General features: G+C 42.5%; 25 protein-coding genes. 18 read left to right on the top strand and 7 right to left on the bottom strand.

Annotated elements, in window-relative coordinates:
• Positions 1 to 83: 83 nt before the first annotated feature.
• The 4 genes from yciH to ACUM5Y_RS12240 form a co-directional block, all read right to left on the bottom strand.
• Entirely contained in the window at positions 84 to 428 is a 345-nt protein-coding gene (yciH, locus tag ACUM5Y_RS12255) for a stress response translation initiation inhibitor YciH (protein WP_445977161.1), read from the bottom strand.
• Between the two features lie 120 nt (positions 429 to 548).
• Complete coding sequence (locus ACUM5Y_RS12250; protein WP_445977160.1) at positions 549 to 1,274, bottom strand: pseudouridine synthase; 726 nt, start codon at positions 1,272 to 1,274, stop codon at positions 549 to 551.
• Positions 1,271 to 2,209, bottom strand: coding sequence for a D-2-hydroxyacid dehydrogenase (locus ACUM5Y_RS12245; protein ID WP_445977159.1), 939 nt, complete (start codon positions 2,207 to 2,209; stop codon positions 1,271 to 1,273). The genes ACUM5Y_RS12250 and ACUM5Y_RS12245 overlap by 4 nt, the downstream gene beginning before the upstream one ends.
• 10 nt (positions 2,210 to 2,219) lie before the next feature.
• Complete coding sequence (locus ACUM5Y_RS12240; RefSeq protein ID WP_445977158.1) at positions 2,220 to 2,837, bottom strand: arylesterase; 618 nt, start codon at positions 2,835 to 2,837, stop codon at positions 2,220 to 2,222.
• A gap of 23 nt (positions 2,838 to 2,860) precedes the next feature.
• Here ACUM5Y_RS12240 and ACUM5Y_RS12235 point away from each other — a divergent pair, with 23 nt between their 5' ends.
• Genes ACUM5Y_RS12235 through ACUM5Y_RS12225 form a run of 3 tightly spaced genes read left to right on the top strand, consistent with a single transcriptional unit; the run spans position 2,861 to position 8,350 of the window.
• Positions 2,861 to 3,544 (top strand): ABC transporter ATP-binding protein, encoded by a 684-nt coding sequence (locus tag ACUM5Y_RS12235; protein ID WP_445977157.1) that lies wholly within the window; start codon positions 2,861 to 2,863, stop codon positions 3,542 to 3,544.
• Positions 3,541 to 6,000 (top strand): ABC transporter permease, encoded by a 2,460-nt coding sequence (locus tag ACUM5Y_RS12230; protein WP_445977156.1) that lies wholly within the window; start codon positions 3,541 to 3,543, stop codon positions 5,998 to 6,000. The genes ACUM5Y_RS12235 and ACUM5Y_RS12230 overlap by 4 nt, the downstream gene beginning before the upstream one ends.
• A gap of 19 nt (positions 6,001 to 6,019) precedes the next feature.
• Positions 6,020 to 8,350, top strand: a complete 2,331-nt coding sequence (locus ACUM5Y_RS12225; protein WP_445977269.1) for a DNA polymerase II — start codon at positions 6,020 to 6,022, stop codon at positions 8,348 to 8,350.
• On the opposite strand, the gene ACUM5Y_RS12220 is transcribed toward ACUM5Y_RS12225, so the two are convergent.
• Positions 8,351 to 9,136, bottom strand: coding sequence for a TatD family hydrolase (locus ACUM5Y_RS12220; RefSeq protein WP_445977155.1), 786 nt, complete (start codon positions 9,134 to 9,136; stop codon positions 8,351 to 8,353). It abuts the gene before it with no gap.
• A 185-nt stretch (positions 9,137 to 9,321) separates the two neighbouring features.
• Between ACUM5Y_RS12220 and ACUM5Y_RS12215 the strand changes: the two genes are divergently transcribed.
• The 6 genes from ACUM5Y_RS12215 (at position 9,322) to ACUM5Y_RS12190 (ending at position 13,845) form a co-directional block, all read left to right on the top strand.
• A complete protein-coding gene (locus ACUM5Y_RS12215; protein ID WP_445977154.1) occupies positions 9,322 to 10,257 on the top strand; it encodes a chemotaxis protein CheV in 936 nt (311 codons plus the stop codon).
• A 75-nt stretch (positions 10,258 to 10,332) separates the two neighbouring features.
• Complete coding sequence (locus ACUM5Y_RS12210; protein WP_445977153.1) at positions 10,333 to 11,136, top strand: TSUP family transporter; 804 nt, start codon at positions 10,333 to 10,335, stop codon at positions 11,134 to 11,136.
• Positions 11,137 to 11,240: 104 nt separating this feature from the next.
• Positions 11,241 to 12,233 carry a ferrochelatase gene (gene hemH / locus ACUM5Y_RS12205; protein ID WP_445977152.1) on the top strand — a complete coding sequence of 331 codons (993 nt, stop codon included), beginning with the start codon at positions 11,241 to 11,243 and terminating at the stop codon, positions 12,231 to 12,233.
• A 2-nt stretch (positions 12,234 to 12,235) separates the two neighbouring features.
• Positions 12,236 to 12,973, top strand: coding sequence for an HAD family hydrolase (locus ACUM5Y_RS12200; protein ID WP_445977151.1), 738 nt, complete (start codon positions 12,236 to 12,238; stop codon positions 12,971 to 12,973).
• Positions 12,957 to 13,328, top strand: coding sequence for a hypothetical protein (locus tag ACUM5Y_RS12195; protein ID WP_445977150.1), 372 nt, complete (start codon positions 12,957 to 12,959; stop codon positions 13,326 to 13,328). The genes ACUM5Y_RS12200 and ACUM5Y_RS12195 overlap by 17 nt, the downstream gene beginning before the upstream one ends.
• Positions 13,329 to 13,332: 4 nt before the next feature.
• On the top strand, positions 13,333 to 13,845 hold the full coding sequence (locus ACUM5Y_RS12190; protein ID WP_445977149.1) for a DNA topoisomerase family protein: 513 nt from the start codon (positions 13,333 to 13,335) through the stop codon (positions 13,843 to 13,845).
• Here ACUM5Y_RS12190 and ACUM5Y_RS12185 read toward each other — a convergent pair.
• A complete protein-coding gene (locus ACUM5Y_RS12185; protein WP_445977148.1) occupies positions 13,842 to 14,732 on the bottom strand; it encodes a TIGR01777 family oxidoreductase in 891 nt (296 codons plus the stop codon). The genes ACUM5Y_RS12190 and ACUM5Y_RS12185 overlap by 4 nt on opposite strands.
• Before the next feature lie 190 nt (positions 14,733 to 14,922).
• Here ACUM5Y_RS12185 and ACUM5Y_RS12180 point away from each other — a divergent pair, with 190 nt between their 5' ends.
• From ACUM5Y_RS12180 to ACUM5Y_RS12150, 7 genes are read left to right on the top strand one after another with little or no spacing between them, the layout of a single operon-like run.
• A complete protein-coding gene (locus tag ACUM5Y_RS12180) occupies positions 14,923 to 15,303 on the top strand; it encodes a sirohydrochlorin chelatase (protein ID WP_445977147.1) in 381 nt (126 codons plus the stop codon).
• Between the two features lie 36 nt (positions 15,304 to 15,339).
• A complete protein-coding gene (locus ACUM5Y_RS12175) occupies positions 15,340 to 16,740 on the top strand; it encodes a Wadjet anti-phage system protein JetA family protein (RefSeq protein WP_445977146.1) in 1,401 nt (466 codons plus the stop codon).
• On the top strand, positions 16,733 to 17,374 hold the full coding sequence (locus ACUM5Y_RS12170) for a DUF4194 domain-containing protein (protein WP_445977145.1): 642 nt from the start codon (positions 16,733 to 16,735) through the stop codon (positions 17,372 to 17,374). Before ACUM5Y_RS12175 ends, ACUM5Y_RS12170 begins: the two co-directional genes overlap by 8 nt.
• A 9-nt stretch (positions 17,375 to 17,383) precedes the next feature.
• Complete coding sequence (locus ACUM5Y_RS12165; protein ID WP_445977144.1) at positions 17,384 to 20,803, top strand: SbcC/MukB-like Walker B domain-containing protein; 3,420 nt, start codon at positions 17,384 to 17,386, stop codon at positions 20,801 to 20,803.
• A gap of 8 nt (positions 20,804 to 20,811) precedes the next feature.
• Positions 20,812 to 21,117 carry a BolA/IbaG family iron-sulfur metabolism protein gene (locus ACUM5Y_RS12160; RefSeq protein ID WP_445977143.1) on the top strand — a complete coding sequence of 102 codons (306 nt, stop codon included), beginning with the start codon at positions 20,812 to 20,814 and terminating at the stop codon, positions 21,115 to 21,117.
• A gap of 25 nt (positions 21,118 to 21,142) precedes the next feature.
• On the top strand, positions 21,143 to 21,445 hold the full coding sequence (locus ACUM5Y_RS12155; protein ID WP_445977142.1) for an STAS domain-containing protein: 303 nt from the start codon (positions 21,143 to 21,145) through the stop codon (positions 21,443 to 21,445).
• A 10-nt stretch (positions 21,446 to 21,455) separates the two neighbouring features.
• Entirely contained in the window at positions 21,456 to 22,598 is a 1,143-nt protein-coding gene (locus ACUM5Y_RS12150) for a SpoIIE family protein phosphatase (protein ID WP_445977141.1), read from the top strand.
• Between the two features lie 48 nt (positions 22,599 to 22,646).
• Here the strand turns inward: ACUM5Y_RS12150 and ACUM5Y_RS12145 are convergent, their stop codons facing one another.
• Positions 22,647 to 23,282 (bottom strand): UPF0149 family protein, encoded by a 636-nt coding sequence (locus ACUM5Y_RS12145; RefSeq protein ID WP_445977140.1) that lies wholly within the window; start codon positions 23,280 to 23,282, stop codon positions 22,647 to 22,649.
• Between the two features lie 92 nt (positions 23,283 to 23,374).
• Between ACUM5Y_RS12145 and ACUM5Y_RS12140 the strand changes: the two genes are divergently transcribed.
• Both ACUM5Y_RS12140 and ACUM5Y_RS12135 read left to right on the top strand, forming a co-directional pair.
• Positions 23,375 to 25,126, top strand: coding sequence for a RecQ family ATP-dependent DNA helicase (locus tag ACUM5Y_RS12140; RefSeq protein WP_445977139.1), 1,752 nt, complete (start codon positions 23,375 to 23,377; stop codon positions 25,124 to 25,126).
• 9 nt (positions 25,127 to 25,135) lie between these two features.
• Positions 25,136 to 25,633 (top strand): SprT family zinc-dependent metalloprotease, encoded by a 498-nt coding sequence (locus ACUM5Y_RS12135; protein ID WP_445977138.1) that lies wholly within the window; start codon positions 25,136 to 25,138, stop codon positions 25,631 to 25,633.
• Positions 25,634 to 25,640: the final 7 nt, after the last annotated feature.

Raw genomic sequence — 25,640 nt, 5'->3', positions numbered from 1 at the left:
CAAGAAAGAGCAATGATGTATATGAGTTTCTAACTCATAGCTATATTATTGATGTTAATCGTTTTTTTAGAACTTTGTAAGCTCTAACCACCAGATATCTTTGCGCTAACCCCTTGTTTTTGGAGTAAATCTTTAATTTTTTCGCGATTATCGCCTTGAATCTCAATCTGGTTGTCTTTTACGGCTCCACCCGTACCACACTGTGCTTTAAGCTTTTTAGCGAGCTGCTTCATCTCATCTAAGGTCATGGCTAAACCGGAAACTAGGGTGACACCTTTTCCTTTACGCCCTTTGGTTTCAAGTGTGATACGCACATTACCATCCCCCAAAATAGAAGATTGGTTGCACTGACAATCATCAATAGCATGTTCACATTCTGGACAAGTACGGCCTTGGTCTGTTGAATAGACTAGGTTTCTTTTCTTCATTATTAAGCCTTGATAATTTGAAACGATATTCAGCTATGCCTATTTATCGACCGGAAGGATTAATTCTTTAGGGGCAAAGAGATAATTAAATTTAATGACAGGATAAACTTGATCGAAAGGTTAATATTTATACGAATCAAGCTTATCTAAAATGCTTTGCAGCTCAATTGGGAAGGGGGCTGTTACCGAGATGTTCTCCTGGGAGGCAGGGTGCTCAAAGGAAAGCTCGGAAGCGTGTAACATTAAACGAAGTTCTTCTGTCCATAATTCTCGACACGCTTTATTAATGTGTCGACAACCATAGCGAGAGTCACCCACTAGAGGGTTTAGCAGGTGTTTAAAATGGCGACGTATTTGATGCTTACGGCCTTGCTTTGGGGTTACTTTTAACCAGCTCAGTCTCATAAAATCATAACGGCTGACAGGTATTGGCAGCTGAAAGCGCTGCACTAACTCAAATTCTGTTACCGCTTCTTTCTCTGTGCCTTCAATTTTAAAGCGAGAACGTCCTTTTACTTCATTCAGCTTGGCTAATGGGTAGTCAATTACTCCATTGGAGTCGCAAAAGCCTCGCACTAAGCAGTGGTAATTTTTACTGACTCGCGCTTCACTAAATTGCAGTGATAATTGGCGCGCAATCTCAGGTGAAAAGGCAAGTAACAAGGCGCCAGAGGTTCCTCGGTCTAAACGATGAACCGGAAATACCCATTGTCCTGTTTGGTCACGAAGACGCTGCACAACAGCGTCTTCTTCCTCTTTAGCAAGCTCAGTACGATGAACCAATAGCCCCGAAGGCTTATTAACGACGATTAAATCATCATCTTGATACAGTATTTCTAGATTCATGAAAGGTTTTCTATAAAGGTGCTCATCTTATCTTGAGCGATTCCCACCAGCTTACGCATGGCATCATCACTGGCCCAAGCAACGTGCGGGGTCAATAAGAAGTTGGGCATATCAAGCAATTCATTCAATGGACTGTTTGCAGGCATAGGTTCGGTTTGTGAAACATCAAAAGCCGCCCCTGCGATCAATTGATTTTTCAGCGCAGTAACTAATGCCTGCTCATCCACTAAGCCACCACGGCCTATGTTTAATAACAAACAAGAGGGCTTCATTTGCTTGAACTCAGCCGTTGATATGAGGTTTTGAGTGGTTGGTGTTAATGGGCAATTAAGGCTAATTGCATCTGCCAAACTAATGGCTTCTTCAAAAGAGATATACCCATCACGAACGGTTTCGGCATCTTTATGATCCGCAAATACCACCTTCATACCGAAAGCTTGCGCAATCTTAGCAACATGAGTGCCAAGAGTGCCTTTGCCAAAAATTGCCATGGTGGTCCCAGCTATATCCTTAATCGGGTAGTCCAGAAAGCAAAAATGCTTTGATTCACTCCATTTGCCGGCTTTTACATCACTAACGTATGACAGCAAATTGCGACGTAAGGCTAACAGCAATGAGAAAGTATGTTCCGGCACACTGTCAACGGAATAGCCCTCAACATTTTGAACCGTGACATTAGCTTCTTTACAGGCTTGGTGATCAACATTATTGGTACCCGTTGCCATCACTTGCACAAGTTTAAGACTCGTTGCTTGAGCGATCGCCTCAGCGTTTAAAATGGCTTTGTTTGTCAGCACGATATCCGCATCTTTAATGCGTTCTATAGCTTCTTCCTGTGTCGAAATTGGGTATTCAACAAATTCGCTAATTTGATCAGGAAGAGCGATATCAATGTAGTTAGGGAAGGTTTCACGGTCTAAAAACACAGCTTTCATTAAATTTTCCTTATTTCTGAAGCATTTCGTATAAGGTTGGCTCAATATTTTCCAGTACAATAATTTGACCTTGAGCATTAGGGTGCAAACCATCACCTAGCATTAGGTCTTTATTTAAGGCAACATTTTCTAGCATGAAGGGTATGTAGTCAGTTTGGTATTTTTGAGCGATGTCTTTATACAAATTAAAGAACATCTGGGTATAACGTTTACCATAGTTTTGTGGGATTTGATTTCCAACCAGCAAAACCTTCGCATCAATTTGCTGAGCTTGCTCAACCATAGTTTCTAAATTTGAGATCGTTTGTTGTAAAGGGTAACCTCTTAACGCATCGTTCGCACCCAGCTCAAGTATAACCCACCGAGGTTTATATTGATCAAGTAGTGCGGGAAACCGAGACAAACCACCTTGAGTTGTTTCGCCACTAATACTGGCATTTATAATGGTGGTTTGTGGGTGCGATGAAGAAAGTTTATTTTCCAATAAACTTACCCAGCCATCTTGCTGTCTTAAATTATAAGCGGCACTCAGACTGTCGCCCATGACCAGTAAGTTCGCTGCACTTGTAAAGCTGCTGGTAAGAATTATTAGAATGGCGCTTAGCCAATACCGAGATTTATAAATCATATTTAACCTTTAGGGTCTTATAGATGAACAGCAACAATGCCATTAAAGTGTCTAATCTAACGCATTCCGTATCATCAAATACAGGAAATTTAACCCTATTAAAGGGAATAAATATGGAAATTAAAGAAGGCGAGTCCGTGGCAATTGTCGGATCTTCCGGTTCCGGTAAATCTACTTTACTAGGACTGTTAGCTGGCCTTGATGTAAACACCTCGGGTGAAATCTATTTATATGATCAATTGTTTTCTTCCCTAAATGAAGAGCAAAGGGCATTACTGCGAGGCCAGTATGTCGGCTTTATTTTTCAGTCATTCCATTTGTTGCCGAGTTTACAAGCCATAGAAAACGTAATGTTGCCCGCCGAATTAAAGGGCGACAAACAGGCGAAACAGCAAGCTAAAGAATTACTCGAAAAAGTCGGTTTAGGCCACCGTTTAGACCATTATCCAAATCAACTGTCTGGTGGAGAACAACAGCGTGTAGCCATTGCACGAGCTTTTGCTTCGAACCCGAAAATCCTTTTTGCTGATGAACCCACTGGAAACCTAGATGAAGCCAATGGCAAAACCGTGATTGATTTACTATTTGATCTAAACAAATCAAATGGTACAACTCTCGTAATGGTGACCCACGATAATGACCTCGCTGCAATGTGTGACCGCCAACTTGTCATGTCTGCAGGCCAGTTAACGGAAAAATCCTCATGAGTTTAGCGCTTAAATTATTACTTCGAGACATTCGTAGTGGGGATCTATTAACACTGGTGATGGCTTTGGTGATCTCTGTTAGTACGGTCACGGCTATCGGGTTATTTGTCGATCGCTTGCAATTGTCCTTCGAACAAGAATCTGCCAATTTGCTTGCTGCGGATCGCCAAGTACGAACTGATGAACAGATTCCCAGCGATTGGCGAGAAAAAGCACAAGAACTTTCCCTTCAACAAGGACAAAGAACCTCCTTTTCGACCATGCTGTTCTCTGACGGTGCTTTACAGCTAGCACAGGTCAGCGCTGTCACAGGCTCATACCCATTGCGCGGAGCATTCTTAACTGATGAAACTTTGTTCGGAACAGGTACACCGGATACACAATCCCCAAAGCCTGGTGAAATTTGGCTCTCTTCAAGACTGTCCAGCTTAATTTCTGCCTCCATTGGTGACAAAGTAGAAGTCGGTGATACAGAGTTAACGGTCAGCCGCTATTTAGTGCGTGATCCAGGTTCGACTACTTCTTCGTTTGCCATCTCTCCTCGAGCCGTTATGAATATGGCAGATTTAGCCGCGACCAACGTTATTATTCCTGGAAGTCGTGTCAGTTATTCATTGCTTCTCGCAGGTGATAAAGAAGCCTTAGAAGATTATGAAGCCTGGATCACACCACAACTGGGTGATGGGCAACGCTGGCGTACACCGACCCAAAAGGGCGAAAGAATTGGTGATACCATTGGTCGAGCCGAATCCTTCTTGTTACTGGCGGGAACCTTGGCTGTAATCATGTCTGGTGTTGCCATGGCCTTGGCGGCAGCCCGTTTTGTGAAAAGACACCTAATGCAAGTAGCTGTGCTTAAAACCCTTGGCGCAACCCCTAAGCTTTTGCGAAAAGTATTTTTTATCCAGCTGGTAATTCTGTTTGTACTTGGCGCAAGTCTTGGTTTGCTGGCAGGTTGGGGATTGCAGCAAATAATTTCAGCTCTTTTAAGTAGCTTGATGTCTACCCAGCTACCCGATCCAAGCTTAACAAAACTCTGGATTGGTGTGGCCACAGGGCTAATCTCAATGTGTGCGTTTTGTTTGCCTTTAATCAGTCGTTTAATTGGTATTTCACCTTTGTCCGTGTTGCAACCCAGCGCTCGGATTGAACAAAACACCTTACTCATTTATGCGGTAGGCTTTGTAGGTCTATACGGTTTGATGTGCTTGTATACCAATGGTTTCCTACTACCCACCGTTATGACCATCGCCATTGCTTGTGTTGGGGTGGTGGTTTGCGTAATCGGCTGGGCAGGCTTCCGCCTTGGTCGGCTGTTATCATCAGGTGCCAGTAACGGTTGGCAAATTGGCTTAGCTTCTTTATACCGTCGATTAACACCAAATCTTTTTCAGTTGTTGGTTTTTACCCTAATCATCATGTTGGGTTTAATTTTACTCGGTATTAAAACTAGCCTTGTTTCGGACTGGCAAAGCCAGCTTCCAGAGGATGCACCTAATCACTATTTGTTTAATGTACAGGCAGATCAAGTCGAGCCGATTAATGACACCATTTCACAGCTGAACGTGCCAGCCTCTGAGTGGTTCCCAATGGTACGTGGTCGTGTCACTGAATTTAATGGTGTCAGTGCAAAAGTCTTGTACCCAAGAGAACGAGACGAACCAGAATTGTTTGAGCGTGAGCTTAATTTAACCTGGGCAGACACTATTGGTGAAGCCAATAAACTTATCGCTGGGGATTTTAATGGCGAAGGCCTATCGGTCGAACAAAGTGCCGCTGAAGAAGCGAATATCCAATTAGGTGATGAGTTAACTCTCAACATTGGTGGTGTTGATTACACTTTGCCGGTGACATCGATACGCTGGGTAGATTGGGGGTCAATGCAGCCAAACTTCTATCTGATTTTGCCTAAAAAAGTCTTGCAAGATTATCCAGCAAACTTTGTCAGCAGTCTTTTTGTGGAAGACGATAAAGCCCAGAGCTTTTATCAACAGATGGCTAATTACCCAACGGTTTCCATGCTTAATGTGGGAGATCTGCTTAAGCAAATTCAACTCGTCTTCGGTCAGTTAACACAAGCCATTCAGTTAGTATTAGTGTGTATTTTGAGTGCTGGTGCTCTAGTTTTAGTGGCCAGTGTTCGTGCCACGCTAGAAGAAAGGTTAGAGGAAGGCGCGCTATTAAGAGTGTTAGGGGCGAGAAAAGCGTTAGTGCAACAAGCATTGCTGGTAGAGTTTGGAGCGCTAGGTTTCTTCTCTGGTTTAATTGCCGCCCTAGGCGCCGAGGCTTGTTTATTTGGGCTTCAAGTTTTTGTGTTTAATTCCCCTGCCAGCTTCCATGGATTACTTTGGTTGGTTGGACCTGCCATTGGCATTGGGGTAATCACGGCCATTGGCTTGTTTGCTAGCCGAAAAGTGTTAAGCGTGCCCCCCATGCTGATTCTACGACAGCTATAAGGCTAAATTCGTGACTGAAATGATCGAAGGCAAGGGCTACATCATTAGTCGGCAATCCAAAGATGTAGAAGGGCGATTAGAGCAGAGTTTTTTTGTAAAAACGCCCCAAGGAACGGTTCAGCTTTTCCCTGAAAAGCAGTTTAGTGTTTTTTTTACGAATGCTCCATTAGACATTTTTGGACGGACAATCGAAGGGTTAGAGATTACCGCTAGCCCTTATCGATCTTTTAGCAAAGAGGCAGTTGCGGCCATAAAATGTCATAGCCTAACACTTCAAAAGCAAGCCATTAACTTGATTAAATCTCACGGGTATGAGGTTTATGAAGAAGACATCAAATCCCATAACCGTTACCTTATGGAGCGGAATATTCGTGGTGCGGTGCGTTTTATTGGCAAACCGGATTTAGCCCAGCAACGTTTCCATCAAGCACGACTCATCCCTGGGGATTGGCAGCCTCAGTGGCGAGTTTGGTCTTTAGATATTGAAACTTCAGTATCTAATAACACCTTGCTGTCTATCGGCATTACTTGTGATGAAGAACGCTATGTTTTTGTTGTCACAGAGTCGGCTTATGAAGCGGATGGCGATTATGTTTTTCGTGATGAAAAATCCCTATTACTCGCTTTTATTCAATTTGTAAGAAAGCATTCTCCAGACATCTTTATTGGCTGGAACCTCATTAGTTTTGATCTACATTTCATCGATCAGCGCTGCCAAGTACTTGGCGTTAGGCCTGCTTTTGGTGTGAATGGTGAAACCTGGCAACTAAGGGCATCCGATAACCAAGGGCGATACTTTATTAGCATTCCCGGTCGTGTAGCCCTAGATGGGATTACCTTACTAAAAGTGGGTGGCTATCATTTTGAATCCTACAGTTTGAACCATGTTAGTCAGCAAATATTACAAGACTCTAAACTGTTAAAAGGTTCTAGTCGTTGGCAAGAAATCGAGCGTATGCACGCTGAAGATTTACCCATGTTTATTGCCTATAACTTACAGGACTGTGATCTAGTTTATCGCATCTTTAAAAAACTAAAGCTTATTGAACTGCAGCAAACTCGGGTGGATTTAACAGGCATCCCCCTTGAACAACCCGGTGGTTCTGTCGCCGCATTCGAGAATTTATATTTACCCAGATTGCATAATAAAGGCTGGGTGGCCCCAGCTTGGCGAGATGAAGAATTTGTCGCAAGCCCTGGCGGTTTTGTGATGTCCTCTATACCTGGCCTGTATAAGAATGTCTTAGTATTTGATTACAAAAGCCTGTACCCCAGTATTATTCGCACATTTTTTATTGATCCGCTAGCTCGGATTTGTGCTCAAGGCAACCCTGAAAGTGCACAAGGTCAAATTGTCCCTGGTTATCTTGGGGCAAGTTTTAGTAAGTTCGATGCCATTTTACCTGAGCTTGTCAGTGAGCTTGCTCACGCAAGAGAGGAAGCAAAAAAATCCTCAAATGACATTCTAAGTTATGCCATTAAAATCATCATGAATTCCTTTTATGGGGTTTTGGGCTCTAATGTCTGCCGCTTTTATCATGCCGAATTGGCCAGCTCCATCACCATGAGAGGTCATGAACTTCTGGGCTTAACCAAAAAATGGATGGAACACAGTGGTGCTAAGGTTATTTATGGGGACACAGATTCGCTCTTCGTCACCTTGGTAAATGATGTTGAGGACCCACAAGAGGCTGGCACTAAGCTATGTGATGCCATGAATGTTCGACTAAAAGACTGGTGTGCAGATTACGCACAACTGGATTCAAAATTAGAGCTCGAATTCGAGCGTTTATACAGTCGCTTTTTTATGCCGACCATTCGTGGGCAGGAAGAAGGCAGCAAGAAACGTTATGCTGGGCTTGCTAACGGTGAGCTTGTGTTTAAGGGACTGGAAGCAGCGAGAACGGATTGGACGCCTCTGGCCCGCAATGTTCAACGTAAATTGTTTGAGCTAATTTTTAACGATGAAAATCCTATTGCTTATATTCAATCGGTTATTGCCGATTTGCTTGCGGGCAAGTTTGACCAAGATCTTATTTACAGTAAGCAACTGAGCCGACCGCTAAGTGCTTACACTAAGAATAAGCCACCTCATGTTCGAGCCGCTGCTATGGTAGACGAGGAACGAAAAGCCCTAGGCCAACCTCTAGAGTTTGATAAAGGGCGGAAACGTGTCGCTTACTATTATCAGCTATCGGGAGTGAAGCCTTATACCGATGCTGAAAAGCCAACTAACATTGATTACGATCACTACATCGAAAAGCAGATTACGCCCATTGCCGACAGCTTGTTACCGTTTTTTAATACCAATATGGAAACCCTGCTGTCTAAGCAAATGACTTTACTCTAACTATCCCTTTCGTGGTTTTATGCCAAATAAGACTTGGCTGTTTTTTCGGGTTTGCTCGATTAGCGCTTCAACAGACATGTTTTTTAGTCTGGCCACTTCCTCAGCAACATAAGGTAGATACTTAGGGTGGTTACGCTTTGGCCTTGGGCGAATGTTTCTGGGCAGCAAATAGGGCGCATCTGTCTCTATATGTAATTTATCTAGTGGTATGAAAGGCACGGATTCTTGTAAATCTTGCCCACGACGTTCATCACATACCCAACCAGTGACGCCAATGGACAAGCCGAGTGAAACATAGTTTTTTAATTGTTCAAGATTGCCCGTAAAACAGTGCACTATGGATTTACTGGCCAGTACGGGATGCTTCTCTAGGTGTTTTAACATCTCATCATGGGCATCACGCTCATGTAAGTACAAGGGCAAATCAAATTCTAGTGCTAATTCAATTTGTTGCTCAAAGGCGTAGATTTGCTCTGTTGGTGTCGAATAATTACGGTTGAAATCTAGGCCAGTTTCACCAATCGCCACGGGGTTACTTTGTGTAATAAGCTTTCTTGCTTGAGCTAAGTTGTCTTGCCCCCATTCTTTCGCTTGATGAGGGTGGCAACCTATGGTGTGCCACAGGTTGTCATGTTGTTCGCACAAAGCCATTATGGTTTGGCTTTCTTTTAGGTCCGATGCGATGCAAATGAGATCACTCACACCTGCTTGGGCAGAGTCGGATAGGGTTGTCGCAAGATCATCAAGGAAATAAGAATGGTTGATGTTCACACCAATATCGATCATGTAACAGCCCTTAAAATTAAGCTAAAATGGAAGGATCAAGAGTCTGCACCGATTGACTGTTAGGATAATAAGTGCAAAAAATGTCTAACTCATTATATTTGATCAAAAAATTACTGCCACACTTGTGTTAATGCAATATCATAGCAATATGATTACTGGCAAACATTAGAACTTTGGAGAAATGTATGGCGAGCATGCTAGAGGCCGTTGACCAACGTACCAAACTGGTGGGTGAAAACCGCTTAGAACTGCTGATGTTCAGAATGAATGGCATGCAGATGTTTGCTATCAACGTATTTAAAGTTCAAGAGGTGGTACAACTCCCAAAATTGAACTTGATGCCCCACCGTCATCCTTCTGTTGCTGGTGTTACACATTTCCGTAATCGAACCATTCCTGTTGTTGATCTTTCCGAATCCATCGGAATGCGCCCGATTAATCGTGATGAGCCCTGTAATTTAATTGTTACTGAATACAATAATTCAGTACAAGGCTTCATGGTAGGGGAGGTTGATCGCATTATTAATATGAATTGGAATGAAATTCTCCCGCCACCAGATGGAACCGGCAGACAACATTACCTCACTGCTATCACTCGCGTGAAAGAGCGTATTGTTGAAATTATCGATGTAGAAAAAGTTTTGGCTGAGATTTCACCATACGATAGTTCTATTAGCCCAGATGTGATTGACGAGGATTTGTTAACCCTTGCCAAGGGTTTAGAAGTGCTTATCGTAGATGATTCTTCAGTGGGCTTGGCTCAATGTCGATCCACTCTCGATTACTTAGGAATCACGGTTCATATTGCGACCGACGGTAAACGTGCCCTCGAGAAACTGAAGAAATGGTCAGCAGACGGTGAAGTGGTTCCAGAGAAACTCTTAATGATGATAACGGATGCCGAAATGCCTGAAATGGATGGCTATCGTTTAACCCGTGAAGTCAGAGAAGACCCTAAACTCAAGGATTTATATATTGTTCTGCACACATCTTTGAGTGGCAGCTTTAACAAAGCCATGGTTCAAAAAGTAGGTTGTGATGATTTCCTCTCTAAATTCCAACCAGATAAACTTGCCACACTGATCCAAGAACGGATTCGAAGCGTAGTTTATAGAGATTAGTTTACAGCTAATTTAACCATTTAAAAAAACAGGCAATGGCCTGTTTTTTTTTGAGCAAACAGAGTGATTAACTGAATGACAGAATATTATATTTTATTGCTAATCGTTGGGGCCACCAGTGGCATCTTAGCGGCGTTAATAAACACCTGCTCATCATTATTGATCATACCCAGCGTATACTTCTTTATGTCCCTACTTGGTTTGCAACCTGAAGAAATGCTGTTACCCCTCATCGCCAGTACACTGGTCGCATTATTGCCCAGCCATTTATATCAATGGTTACAAAATATTCGCCAAGATACCCAGGCTTACAAAGTTATATTCGCCTATGCTCCAGGCTTGGCTATGGGTGGAGTGATTGGAGCCCAGGTGTTTTCGTTAGTGCCTTATGCTGTCGTTATTTTGGGCTTAGTCTTGATGTTAATAATCTCCAGTTTCAATTTAGCCTTATACCGCCGCCAAACTTCCCTAAGCCTGCTGAAAGCAGAAAACCCACTTAAACTTTTTATCGGTCTTGGTATAGGGACTTTTAGTATTTTGGCTTCTAATTCATCAAAGAGTATTAGTCAGGCGTTATTGCCTGTGAGATCCACTAACAATTTGGTGGGTAATGCTTGTGCTAGTGCTCTAGCTGTATTTACCAGTGTTGGTGCTTTGGTGGGCTTTGTGTATCCAGCAAGCTTGTCAGGTCTACCAATGGGTGAAAACTATATTGGCTTACTTCATATACCAAGTGTGGTCATTCTGATGTCGAGTCACTTTATCGGCTATTGGCTGTTTAGAAAGAAAGGTACCCAGCTGGATACCATAGTCGTCAGTTGGTTTGCTATAGGCTTATATATTGTTACCTGTGTAAGGTTAGTTTGGCGCCTAATTTAAGCCAGTCTAGTCATAACACTGGTCTGTTTTAAGACGCTATGACCTTGAATTTTCTAGTTTAAGCGCTATTTACATATTATTAGTTTTTATCGAAAGGGTTGTTTATGAAGAGTAAGGTCAATTACGGTGTTCTACTAATTAATCTTGGTACACCCAAAGCTCCAACCGCGCCAGAAGTCAGAAAGTTTTTACGTGACTTCTTGTCAGACCCGCGTGTTGTCGATCTTAATCCCTTACTCTGGAAGCCAATCTTAAATGCAGTGATTTTAACCATTCGTCCTCCCAAAGTTGCGAAGGTATATCAACAAGTTTGGATGGATGAAGGCTCCCCTTTAATGGTGTACTCTCAGCGTTTAAAGCAAAAGGTTGCAGGGGCTCTTATTGAACAAAACGTGCCAGTAGAACTTGCCATGACATACGGTGAGCCGAGCATTGAGGATGGCGTAACAAAACTGCGCCAAGCAGGTGCTGAAAAGATTTTAGTGTTACCCATGTATCCTCAGTTTTCTTCAACCACTACTGCAGCCGCTTACGACAAGCTTATGTCTGTACTAAAAAACAATCCCCATTGGCCAAGCTTACACTTGATCCATGATTATGCTGACCACCCCTTATACATAAAAGCTTTAGCAAACAGCATTTCTAAACAATGGGATGAGCAGGGCGAGAAGCGCCATTTGGTTTTTTCTTATCATGGCATTCCAAAGCGCTATGTACAGAACGGTGACCCTTATGCGAAAAGATGTGAGGCAACGAGTCAAGCTGTGGCAGAACTTTTACAGCTGGAAGACGAAGATTGGACTCATGTTTATCAGTCTCGCTTTGGCCGTGAAGAGTGGCTTAAGCCCTATGCGGATGCGACCATTAAATCTTTACCGGATATGGGTGTTAAAAAGATTAACGTGATCAGTCCAGCTTTTGCTGCTGACTGTATTGAAACGCTGGAAGAAATTAAGCTAGAACTCGGAGATGAGTTTAAAGATCATGGCGGCAAGGAATTTGATTATATACCAGCCCTTAACGATGGTGATGATCATCTCGCTCTCTATCTTGCTCTTATTGAAGCAAACACCCGCCAATGGCAAACAATAGGCTAATCATGTTAACCAATCAGATTAAAGTGATCGCGTTTGATGCGGACGATACGCTTTGGAAAAATGAAGACATTTTTGTACATACGCAGGATGCATTCGTGAATTTGCTCTTGCCATATCACGAGGATGCCTACATACGCGAACACCTTGCCGGCGTTCAAATCAATAATTTAAAACATTTCGGCTACGGCATTAAAGGTTTTACATTATCCATGATAGAAACCTCCATAGAGCTGACTGAAGGGCGCATTACAGGAACTGAAATTCACCGTATCATTGAACTTGCGAAACAAATGCTGGCATATCCAATTACCTTATTAGGTAATATTGAGTCGGTACTCAACACCTTGAGTAAGCACTATAAGTTAATGGTGATAACTAAAGGCGATTTATTGGACCAAGAGGGTAAGATTGCTCGTTCCGGCATAGCTGAATTATTTGATTATGTGGAAATCGTTAGTGATAAAACGCCAGCGGCCTATGAGCAAATACTACAACGTTATGAGATTTCAACTCAGAACTTCCTAATGGTTGGTAACTCTCTTAAATCCGATATATTGCCAGTGCTAGAACTTGGTGCTCAAGCCGTTCATATTCCCTATCACATGACCTGGGATCATGAGTGCGTCGATGAGCAAACCCTACAAGGGTATCCTGATCTAGTTACGATTGAGGATATAGAGCAGCTAGTGGGGCTACTTTCCACAACAGATAAAGAGAAGGTGTGTGATGAAGTTATTTAATATTTTATTTCTCGTTTTACTGTCTTTTAATACGGTTAGCCATGCAGAGCAGACTTTTCTTGAAAAAACACAAGAAGGTGCTGCTTCCTTATGGGAAAAGACCAAAGAAAAAAGCTCTGAGGTGGCGGATCAGGTCTCAGAGAAGTCCATTGTACTGAGGGAGAAAGCAGGTGAGACCGGATCAGAAGTGGCCGAAAAAGCAAAAGTTACCGGCGCTAAAGTTTGGAGTTCTGTGAAGGAAGCCGGGCAGGCTGCGGCGTCAAAGACTAAACAGGGTATTGAAAAATTAAAAGAAAGCACTCAGCATAAGGAATGTGAAGAAGATTCAGCCTTATGTTTTACTGATAAAGAGTAAATGAGTGGACAAGAAATCACCGCCGTCAAATACGAGAGTTAGTGGCTGGGAACAAGAGTTTCTGGAGCAGGATGACGCTCATATAAAAGCAGCAAAAATCCGCTATCGTTGCCCGAAATGTGAAGCATTACTGAGCTTAAAAAATGGTAGTAAAGGCAAATTCTGGGGCTGTGAAAACTACCCAAGTTGCGACTACACCGCCAATGATGAAGACGGCAAACCCGTGCGCAGTAAACGTTATTTTTGTCCTGCTTGCCAATCTGTGCTTAGAAAGAAAACATTTGGCGAAAATGTATTCTGGGGCTGCTCGAATTATCCTGATTGCAAAATCACCTTAGAAGATGACAACGGCGTACCTTCAAGTTCTAAAAAATACCCTTGCAGGGTTTGTGGTCATTACTTGGTTAGGAAGAAAAGTAAAAATGGTTATTTTTGGGGATGTATAACCTACCCGAAATGCACTCATACTTTAAGCGATGATAATAACGCCCCTAAACTCAAAAAACCTAAGGCCTAACCCTTACTGACAGGCCAATGTGTCTCGATATCAAGAAGAGCTTCTTCGATCGTTTTAAATTGGAAGTCGAACTGTTCTTCAAGCAAGCGCTTGGGATACACCGCAGCACCTTGCGTCAGCAAAACAGACATTTCACCCAATAAAAGTTTCAGCAAAGTATTCGGTGTCGTCAGCCATGAGGGTCGATTCAAGCTGGTGGCGTAATGCTTAGCAAAAACTTTTTGTCTTACGGGTTTAGGTGCGGTTAAGTTATAGGTGCCAGTGAGTCTATCAGTGTTAAGTGCGATTAAAATCGCCTGCATCACATCCTCTATATGAACCCAGCTAAACCATTGATTACCACTACCAATTTTTCCGCCAAGTGCCATAAGATAAGCGAGGCGCATTTTTGATAAAGCACCGCCATTTCCTAGCACCACACCTAGTCTAAAAATGATCTGCTTGTCGGCTTTAAAGGTTTCGACTGCTTGTTCCCATTGTTGGCATAGCTGGTGAGTAAAGCTTTCTTCAGCAGGCGTGGATTCATCAACTTGATCATTGTTAGAGTCCCCATAAAAGCCAATAGCAGACATAGAGATTACTTTCTTAGGTGGATGCTTGAGTTGCCTAGCGATTTGCTCCGTAAGCGTAACTCTGCTCCCATAAAGCGCTAGCTTTCGTGACTTGCTCCAAGGCTTAGCGGCAATATTTTCACCCGCTAGATTGATCAGGCAATCTACTTGTTCGCTAATAGTGTCTAGCTCAGAGACGAATACTTGTTTTACACCATTTGGCAGAGCAGGAGAGTGCTTACGAACCACAGCGACAAGCTGGTGCTCATTGAGGTTAAACTTTGAAAGCAAATGCTGACCTATGAAGCCAGTCAAACCAGTGATCATTATCAGCATAACAAATGCTCCTTTTTTGACTCTAAAACTTAATAGATACGCTAAAAAAATGAAACTGGATCAATGATTTCAGTAAATTTGATAATTAACGGATTAGTGGGTATAAGTTTTACAGCTTTTTATTATTGTGACTTCTTTTTCTCCATTAGGATGGCTAAAATGTCCTTAACAAGTGACACTAGGTATAACAATGCTACATGAAGAATACGATCATATAATTTTACTTGCTCATGGGAGTCCAGATCCTCTATGGAAGCAGCCATTTGAGTCACTCTATGAGCAAGCCCTAGCGCTCTATGGTCGTCAACGTTGTAGTCTCGCCTTTATGGAGTTAACCACACCTACTTTAGAAGAGGTAACGGCGAACCTGCCTGAACATGTAAATAAGGTGGGTGTTTTGCCGCTGTTTCTAGCCGTTGGTCGTCATCTAAGAAAAGATGTGCCATTACAAATTGAAGCGCTTCAAAGTGAACAGCTATCGATGACTTTATTACCTCCAATCGGCGAAGACGAAACCATCAAGCAAGCCATGCAAGCTGTAATCGCCTCCCATATTGGTAAGACACTATGACTTCGCAACGACTGACCCAGCCATGGAGCATATTCTATGCTGTTTAAACATTTGCCCGATGAGATTTTTCAGGCACTAAGTGGTTCAAACAAGGCATTAATTGAATCGGTATTATTTGATCTCTCTGACGTTTTTTATGATCACGCGGAAGACCCGATTAAAGACAAATCCACCATTATTGAATCCATTGAAGATACCCTTCACAAACTCGATACTCTAGCTTGGCACGATGATCAAAAGGAATCTTTTGATTCCCCTAAAACTATTCATGATTATGCCTTAAGAATTTATCACCGTTTAGTGAAAACAGGCTGGTTAGTGGAAGAGCAAGAGCTATATCGTGTCAGTGTGTTAATGACACCACAGATTTCTATGTTGTTACGCTCCTTGGTGGAAATCAGTCGTCACGGTAAACGCAATTATGGCGCAACCGTTTTAAGTATTTTAAGTAACCTTGAGTCGGTTGCGAATCACCCGAAAGAGCGTGGCGTGACCCTTAGTCAATCTGCCGAGGCAGCACGAGAATTCTCTGCCCATCTAAACCAAATATTATTGGGAATTCGCAGCTTACAACGAGAGCTTTTTGCTAGCCGTGACCCTAAGGCTATTGTGGCAGGTTTCTTTGATTTATTTGTTGAAGGCATCTTGATTGCTGACTATAAAACCATCAAAACAAGTAACAACCCTTTTAGGTTTCGCCGCCAAATTCTTGAACATACTCAGAGTTTTCTAAGTAACCCTGAATTACTTGGGCAAATTGCCCAGTGCTATATTGATCAGCAACTTATTACCATGGCGCAAGCACAAGCCATGATAGAAAAAGACTGTCAGGATATTATTCAGACCTTTAGCAGCATTGAGCAGCGCTTAGAAAGAATTGATGAATACCGATACCGTTTAGAAAAACGCGCGGCCGATACCGCGCGTTATATGGACAGTTCACGTCCTGGTATGGCCAATAAAATTGCCGGTATTATTTCAGATGTGGCGAGTTATGAATCTCTTCCCACCCTGAAACAGGTCGTGGGCGCTAAATTCGTTGGCATGGAATCGGCTGCGCAACCTACCAAACGCCGTGAGCCACCACCACCTAGAGTGATGACACCTGCAGAAATTTCAGTTGATGCCATTAAACTAAGGGAACAGCAGCGCCGCTTCCATGAAGCTCGCCAAGTTACTGTTGTGAAGCTACAAAGCTACCTTGAAAGACAAATGTCAAATCATGACAGCCGTCACATTCTGGATTTCAGCATTGAATCTGTGGAAGATTTTGTCTGTTTTGACCATTTAAGATACATAGGTTCACTCGGGGTTAACGCCAAGAAAATCGAAAATCAATTCGAAATAAAATTTACCGACCAGTATTTAGATGTACATAAATTTGTGGAATGTCGCGAATTTAACGTAGTACGTAGGAGCGAGAAAGCGGATGCTTAGAGAATTAAAAAAAGTTGTTGAAGAATCTGGTAAGGATGCGCAAGAGTTTCAGCAGACCGCTAACTTTATCATTGCCAATCAATTTGCCAGCGCCTACAAACATGGCCAACGTAAACATTACCTGCTTATCGAATCCTACCAAGACTATTTTAGTATTTTGTTCGATGCATTAGGCATGAAGTTATATGTGAATGAAAATGAGCGCTTAGCGGGTGTGCTGCCAGTTCAGCGAGAAGCATTCGTACGACTTAAAACTGATGAAACCTTATTTTTACTTGTGCTTCGTCAGATTTATGAAGAGAAGATCGAGAACTTTGAGGTCGACAACGGATTTGTTGCCACCAACACTCACACCATTCTTGACCGATATGTACAGCTAGTAAAACGTGAAATTCCATCAGAAACACGTTTTAAAGACATCTTAGCTTTGTTTAGTCGTCATGGCGTCTTGATACGTGGCAAGGTCTACGAAGAAGACAGTAAAAATATGATGATCAATATTACCCCCGTGGTTCGATTGATTGTCACGGAAGCTTACTTAAGACAGCTTGAATCGTTTAACGGCACAGATCCTGAAGATGATCTTGATACAGAGAACGACCTTGAAAACGCATCAGAATCTACTCAAGACTAGGGCCAAAATATGAAAAAGTTAAATCGAATCGTATTAGTAAATTGGTACCTATTGGGTGCAGAAGAAATTGAAATTCGTGGTAATACCGCCATTATCGGGCCCACTGGTTCAGGTAAATCATCATTGCTTGATGCCATCCAGACGGTATTAACCGGTGCCAGCAAACGTCATTTGAATTACAACGCCAGTGCAAACGATGGTAAGGCCAGTGGTCGTAGCATTCGTTCCTATATATTGGGCATGATAGATTCCGGGCAAGCCAATGCCAAAGTGTTTGGCACCGAACCGCGCCAAGATGCCATGAGCTATTTAGGCTTGGTGTTTGAAGACAGCAACACAGGCAAAGAATCCACTGTGGGACTCGCTTTAAGTGCTTCATTGGCTTCCCCAGAAGAGGATATTCTTGGCCGTTTTGTTTTGCCAAATTATGGCGTGCGTAAAGCAGATTTCATTGACGCACTAGAAGGCAAGAGCTATCAAGCTAAACCTTGGATTGAAGTACGTGAGTCATTAAAAAAACTCTGCTTGGACCCTTATATAAAGTCGGGGAGTGCGTCTGCAACTCAGTACATTAACCGCTACCTTGAAGAGTTAAGCCCAAGCCCAGATCAATTGATCACGCTAGATGGTTTCTTAAAAAACTTTAAGAATGCCCTTAAATTTGTGCCCATCGCCTCACCAACACGCTTTGTTCAAGATTTCGTGTTAGCAGAAGCGCCATTGCAGGTGGGTGCTTATCAAAAATCTCTTAATGAATACCGTCACCTTGAAGCCAAGACTCTTGAGGTTTCCAAGCGCATTGATGATTTAAAGCTCATACAGCAAGATTGTGAGAAAAAGCATCAGCAAGAACAAAGTGCTATCAACTATCAATGGGTAGCAACTGAAGCTCGATTTGATGAGTTGGGTAGCAAGCAAGACGACATCCAAGACCAGTATGAGTTGCAACAAGAGCGCGAGGAGGAGATAGAAGAAGAGCTGTCCACTCAAGCCAGTTTGCTAAAGCAATTACAGGGTCAATTGTTACGCTTAGAACAACAGTATGAGCACTCTGATGTTGGCCTCAAGCTACAGCAGCTTGAGCAAAATAAAAAACTACTAAACTTACAAGGTCAACAAGATCAAAAGGCTTTGTTACAAGTTCGTCAGTTAACCTTATTACTAGACTCGTTAAAACAGTTTGATGATATTTTATCTTCTCAAGTTAAAGCTTTTGTGGAAGAGTTTTCTCAGTTTAGTGGCCTTATCGCCGACGATGGTCAGGTGACAGGAAGCTTAAAGCCGCTTTCACAAAAACTGAGCTCGCTCAATAAGCTACTGGATGAAGAAAAATCTCAAGTTTTCCGTCAACGCTCTGAATTAAACCGAAACATTCTTAATTTGAAAGACGAGTGTAAGCAGCTTGAAGCCGATGTCTTTTCATTAAAAGGCGGTGTTAGCCCACTGTCACAAAATACCAAGCGACTCATCGCTTTATTGAAAGACGCGGACATAGTAGCCACACCTTTAAGTCATCTGGCGGAAGTAACCGATAGAAAATGGCAAGATGCCATTGAAGGTTACCTTGGTGCGCAGCGTGAAGCCTTAATCGTAGAACCAGAGGATGCCGAAGAAGCCATTCGCATTTTCCGCGCTCACCGTCGCCAATTAATGGGTTGTCGAGTCATTGATACCACCCAAACACGTTTATGGCTGAGTCGTGGTGATCATAAGTCCGCTTTACGCTTTATTCGTTGTAACAATGATCACGCCCAGGCCTACTTGAATCGCCGTTTAGGTGGTATTAAACCTGTCGAAACAGAGCGTGAATTGTTACGTGAAGACAGTGCTATGACAGCCGATGGCATGTTGAAGCTTTCAGGTACTATCTCCACCATACGCTCCGTCCCTCACATGATGGTCGGCATCAATACGGATGGCATGCGTAAGTCTAGGGAAGATAAGCTGGCGACATTAAGCGCAGAGTTAATGGATCACTTAAAAGTGGACCAGCGTCTTGAGCAAGCAGACAATTTATTGGGTCGCGTTATGGCCAGCAATCAAATTGATGCAGAAGCCCTAAGCACGGCCAATCACACCTTAACTCGTCTTAACCAAGAACTTGAAAGTGTAGAAGCGGACATTCAGCAACTACAAAAGCATGATGATACAGAGCTTCAAGAACGCATTGAAGAACTCAAAGGCCGCATCGCAAGTGTTGAACTTGATCAGAAAAAACTAGATCGCGAGCGTCAGCAAATTGCTGAGCAGTTCGGTTCCTTGAATACTCAAAAGAACCAGCTGAGTACGGCTTTATCCGCATTAGACGAAGACAGAAACCGACTTACCGCCAACCCTAAATTTGATGCGGAATTTGCTAGCGAGCGTTATGCATTACTAGAAAGTAGTATGGTTAATGGTGCTGCCATCTATAAAGAAGCCATTAGTCGATCAGAAAAAGCCAGTGAAAAGGCGCGTAGTTTTGATCAGAAGGTGCGTAAAGAAGTTGCCGATCACTATGGTAAATATCATCAGGCCAATTTAGACGACGATGTACAATTAGATTACCTTGAGTCTAAGTTTGAAGAGTTCGAACACTATGTTTCTTATCAAATTGATGTTCTAAGTGAAACCGAGTTGGCAAAATACTCTAAGCGTGCAGAGCTTGCCCGCCGTGAAGCAGAAGAGACTTTCCGTTCAGACTATGTCTCCAAGCTGAAAGACTCTCTTGATCAGGTAGCTCATATTATCAGAGAGCTTAATCACAGCCTTAAACGCCGTCCATTTAACCAAGAGATCTATCAATTCCGTTATTACGCAAATGGCGATATGAAGGACATCTTGGACTTGGTTGAAAGGTTTAGTGCCCAAGATCAAGCTAACGTTGGCGGATTGTTTGATCCTGAATTAGCAGGCGATCCTGAGCACATTAGGGCAATCACAGCTATTCAAGAGCTCATTTCCGATGAGGAAAAACAGCAGGATTTAGCGGACTATCGTAAGTTCTACAACTTCGAAGTAGATATACTGGATAACGAAGGTAATAAGAAAACCACTTTAAGCCAGCGTATTCAAACAGGTTCTGGTGGTGAACACCAAATTCCATTTTATCTTGCGATTGCTGCCGCTTTATCTACAACATATCGCCTACATGAGACAATGGACGGTGATATAGTGGGGGGCTTCTCCTTGGCTATGTTTGACGAAGCCTTTAACAAGATAGATATGGTTAAAACCTCTACTTGTATGGGCTTTATGAAAGACATTGGCTTACAAGTTATTGCTGCAGCACCCGATGATAAGCGTGCTGTTATGGCGGCTAATATGGATACCATCATCAGTGTATGGAGAGAAGGTGGTGCCGTTTCTATCGATGTGGCTTATCCTAAAGAGAAAGGCCAAGTGTTATTAAATGGCCAGGCCGATAATTTAGATACCCCCGTTTCATAGAGAAGAATATGATAGTTCAGCAACAAATCGAATCACGATTAAAATCTGCATTTAATGTAGAACATATTGAGCTTGTAAACGAGAGTTACAAGCATAACGTTCCAACTGGAAGTGAATCACACTTTAAACTTATTTTGGTTAGTGATGACTTTAAGGGAAAAATGAAAGTGAAACGCCACCAGCTGGTTTACGGTGCTCTAGCGACAGAAATGGATTTGATACACGCCCTTGCTATGCATCCTTACACGACGGAAGAGTGGGCTAAACAGTCTGCTAACGTTCCATCTTCTCCCAATTGTTTGGGAGGAGAGTAGTCATACGCTACTCTAGGAGAATTTTATGAGTGTATCCGTTCAAGCTAACGAGTCACAAAAAACATTGACTATCCATATCATGGGCAGCTTTGACTTTTCATTATTTAATGAATTTCGGGCCGCTTACAGTGATTATGCAGGCAAGTATGACGAATATTTTGTGGATATGAGCCAGGTAGAGTATTTAGACAGTGCTGCCTTAGGCATGTTACTCAGTATGCGCAATGCGGTGGGTGAACAAAGCAAAATCGAATTAATTGGTGCGAATAGTTTTATCAAGGACATACTAATGATTTCGCGTTTCGACAAATTGTTTAGCATTAAGTAAAGGATTTACAATGAAGCTTTTGTGCATTGACAGTGAAGCTGTATATCGTGAAATTGTCACCCTGTGCGCCGAAAGCGAAGGGCTTGAAGTGAAATCAGCAGGTTCTGTGGAACAAGCTGTGGCACTTTTTGAAAATTGGCACCCCGATATCGTTTGTTTAGACTATCTGCTGAAAGGCGGAAATGGTCTGGACTTGGTGAAGAAGTTTAAAAGTCTCTCTGGCACCCGATATGTGCCAATGATCTTTTTAACTTCTCACGCATCAGACTCTATCATGGACCTGTGTTTCAAAGCTGGAGCGGATGATTTTCTACCTAAGCCTTTTCATGAATTATTATTTTCTGTCCGCTTAAAAAAACATATTGAGCATGTTCAGCTAATTAATGAGCTGTATGAAAAAAATACCACGCTAACTTATTACCAAACCATCAATGAACGCGAACATGAAATGGCTCACCAGGTACTAGGGCACATTTTGCAACGCAATGATCAAAACAGCGACTCTGTCGCTATCACCCATTTATCAGCTGACAGCTTTAACGGTGATCTTGCCTTAATTAAAACCCGTGCGGATGGCGCGAAGTTAATTTTCGTCGGGGATTTCACGGGGCATGGTTTGTCTGCATCCATTGGCGCCTTACCCTTAGCCCAAACCTTCTTTGACGCTGCAGACGAATGCCTAGACCTTGAGTCATTAACTAAACGCATCAACAGAATGTTAAATAGTATTCTGCCTGATTATATGTTTTGTGCTGCTTACGTGTTACTTCTCGAGCCTGACAAGCATTTATCCTATTGGGGTGGTGGGATGCCTAAAGCTTTTATTCGCAAAGAAACTGGCAGTATAGACTACTTGTCTTCTCAACATATGCCATTAGGTGTACTGCCTAACCAAGTTTTTGATAGTGGCTTAGCATCAATCGTTCTTGGTGAAGGGGACAGTCTAGTAATTGTTTCTGATGGGGTTCTAGAGCTAAAAGCCGAAAATGGTGTGATGCTAGGGCAACAAGCTACTGAAGCTTTAATCGTCGAGCACTACCAGCAAGGTACTAATATCTCTTCCGCTCAAAAAGGCTTTCAGCAAGCTTTAGCGGATTATTCAATCAACGCAGTACAAGATGACGATATCACTATTTTTTCACTGCGCGCTTAATTAATTCTACAGCTGATACTGTCATTTCCAGTATCAGCTGTTTGTCGGCTATTTACGCTTATGTTTTTTGTTGGTATTTTTCTTAGCATTGTTTTGCTTAGGGAAAGGGCGTTTTTCTGGCTCTGTTCTTAGTACCAAAAATAAATCCGTTACAACTTCTGGGATTTGAGCGATACAAGAGTTAGTGAGTTTTTCACTGGAACGAATCTGCTTCACTTCCTGATCGTCAAAAAGGTCGGATGCGACCATCACAGGTAATAATAATTCAGCTACCACCTCCTCTTTTTCGGACTCGAACCAGTCTTTTTCAGTCATGAAAACGCCTTCCATGAACCCCGTCGCCCACTCTTGAAGTTCGCTTAGTTCATCATCCGATGTGCCCATTTCAATGTCGCAAGGGAACATGAAGCCTTCTTCAGATTCCAGCTCCTTTTGAATATCAACAAACAAACGAGACAATAACTGAAGAATTTGTTTTTCTTCTTTTTCAGAGCTGAATGTTGGTGTGTCTTCAAACATGACAGGCAGCCATGCTTCCTCAGAAATATCCGATGGGCAAATGGCCAATGCGGTTAAAAAACCATGAGCCATGACAAAATTCTGACATTCTTCATGGACTTGATCGGAATCTAAAAAATTTTCTAGGGTATCTAGTTCTAAGTCATCAAGAGGTTGGTGTGCCATGGGGTTTTCCTAATAAAAATAAGTGGCTTATTTTACCCAAGTCAGGGGTAAAAATCGATGCAGAATAGTCAGCGATAAGAGATAATTAACTTATGATTTCAAAGCAGTCTATCCTACATCAACTTGGTTATAACAAGTTCCGTCCCCTTCAAGAAGAGGCTATTGACGCTCTATACAATGGGCAAGATGTTTTGTTTGTCTCATCTACTGGTAGCGGCAAGTCTTTAGTGTACCAACTGACAGGGGTGATGAAGGAAGGTGTGGCGGTTATCGTCAGTCCGCTACTATCTTTGATGCACCAACAGGTGGAAACACTCAAGGCAAAAGGAGTTCGCGCCGAGTTTCTCAACTCCAGCCTTAATCCTGGAGAACAAGATGATTTGGTTACCTCCCTACGTCATAAGCACATAGATTTGCTGTATTTAGCACCAGAAAAATTGATTCAGCCATCTGTCATAGGCTTATTGCACAGTATAGAGGTTTCGTTATTTGCCATAGACGAAGCCCATTGTATCACCCAATGGGGTAGTGCCTTTCGTCCGGAATATAGCCAACTTGGACAACTAAGAGACAGCTTTCCATCCGTCCCCATTATTGCTTTAACTGGTACAGCTGATAAACAGACGATTGAAGAGGTTCAATCTTCTTTAAAGTTGAGGGAATGCACGCTGATAAAAAGTGCATTTGATCGCCCAAATATTGAAATCAAAATCGCCCAGAAGCGTAAAGCCAAACAGCAATTATTGCATTTCTTACACTACGAAGTAGCAGGGCAGTCTGGCGTAGTTTATTGCCGCTCCCGAAAAAATACGGAATCCCTTTCACAATGGTTAAGCCAGTTTGGCTTTATCAGTCACTGTTACCATGCAGGTATGAGTGAATTTGAAAAGCATCAAAGTCATCAGGCTTTGTTAAATAAACAGGGTTGTATTTTGGTGGCCACTACTGCCTATGGTATGGGGGTGGACATTGCTCATCTTGATTTTGTTGTTCATATGGATCTCCCTAATAGTCCAGAAGCTTTTTTGCAGGAAGTCGGCCGTGCCGGTCGAAATGGTCAAAAAGCCAAAAGTCTGCTCCTATACGGACTTCAGGATATGATGAAGGCCTTGCAGCTAACTTCATCAAGCAATGAAGACAATGATAAAAACCAACAGCAATTGCTGGATCTCTTTCAGGTGTTAGAGGGTAGGGGGTGTCGTAGAAAAAACCTCATGGCACACTTTGGGGAAGATATTAACAATTGTGGCCACTGCGAACGTTGTCTGACACCGAAAGCCGAACAAAATATGACGATTGCTGCGCAAAAAATATTGTCGTTAATTTATCATACCAAAGGGCTTCAGCCTTTTAGTTTAATCATTCAAGTATTAGTGGGCAAAAAAACCAAGGCTGTTACTGACATCAAGGCGGAGAAGCTGTCCTTATTTAACAAAGGACGCGAACTTACGGACATACAATGGAAGTCTGTTATCCGTTATCTACTGGCCTATGGTTTCCTGAGGGTGTCTACAGGTAATGTTTTTATGGTACACCTTACGGAAAAAGCAAGATTGATTCTAAAAGGCGAACATCAGGTTTTATTACCACAAGAGCATTTTTATCCCTTTATGGATGATAAAAGCATTAACACAGATACGGCTATCTGGTACCAATTAATGCGTTGGCGATATACTCATCCCGAACTACAAATCAATGAAAAACAACTTAAACAAGTGTATTTGCATAAGCCAAATTCCAGCGCGTCAATGAGTCGACTGACTGGCTTGTCCAAAGAAAGTATTAACCCTTATTGGGACTCTTTACAAAAACAGTTTTGTGAACCAGAAAGTGCTCAAGAGTGATGGGCTAGGATGAATGATCAGCAAGAAAAGGCGTATACCGAAATCAGTCAGCAGGTTTCCATCTGCTTCGATAAAGCCGATCGTTTTTTCAAAGGACGGTTTAAGCGCCCGAGCATGAATCTAAAGCAACGAGGCAAAGCTGCTGGAACAGCCTATTTAGAAAAAAATGAACTGCGCTTCAATCTTTACATGTATGAGCAGGATCCAGCAAAATTCTTGCAAACAGTCGTTCCCCACGAAGTCGCTCACCTTATTGTCCATCAAATCTATTCTCGACAAGCGTCCGCCCATGGTAAGGAATGGCGAGCTGTGATGGAAAAGGTCTTTGACACGCCAGCAGAGCGTACCCACACCTTTAAAGTTAAGCCCCCTAAAGTATCTTTTCACTATGCTTGCGATTGTCAGACACATATTTTCAGTAAGCAAAGGCATAATAGAGCGTTAAAGGGAACTCAATATTTGTGCAAGCTCTGCAAGAGAAACTTAGAATTTGTAATTGCAGATTAATATATTT

Source organism: Marinomonas dokdonensis, from assembly GCF_052747885.1.
Note: the sequence above shows the minus strand (reverse complement) of the source record. Positions and strands in the feature narration are given on the sequence as shown.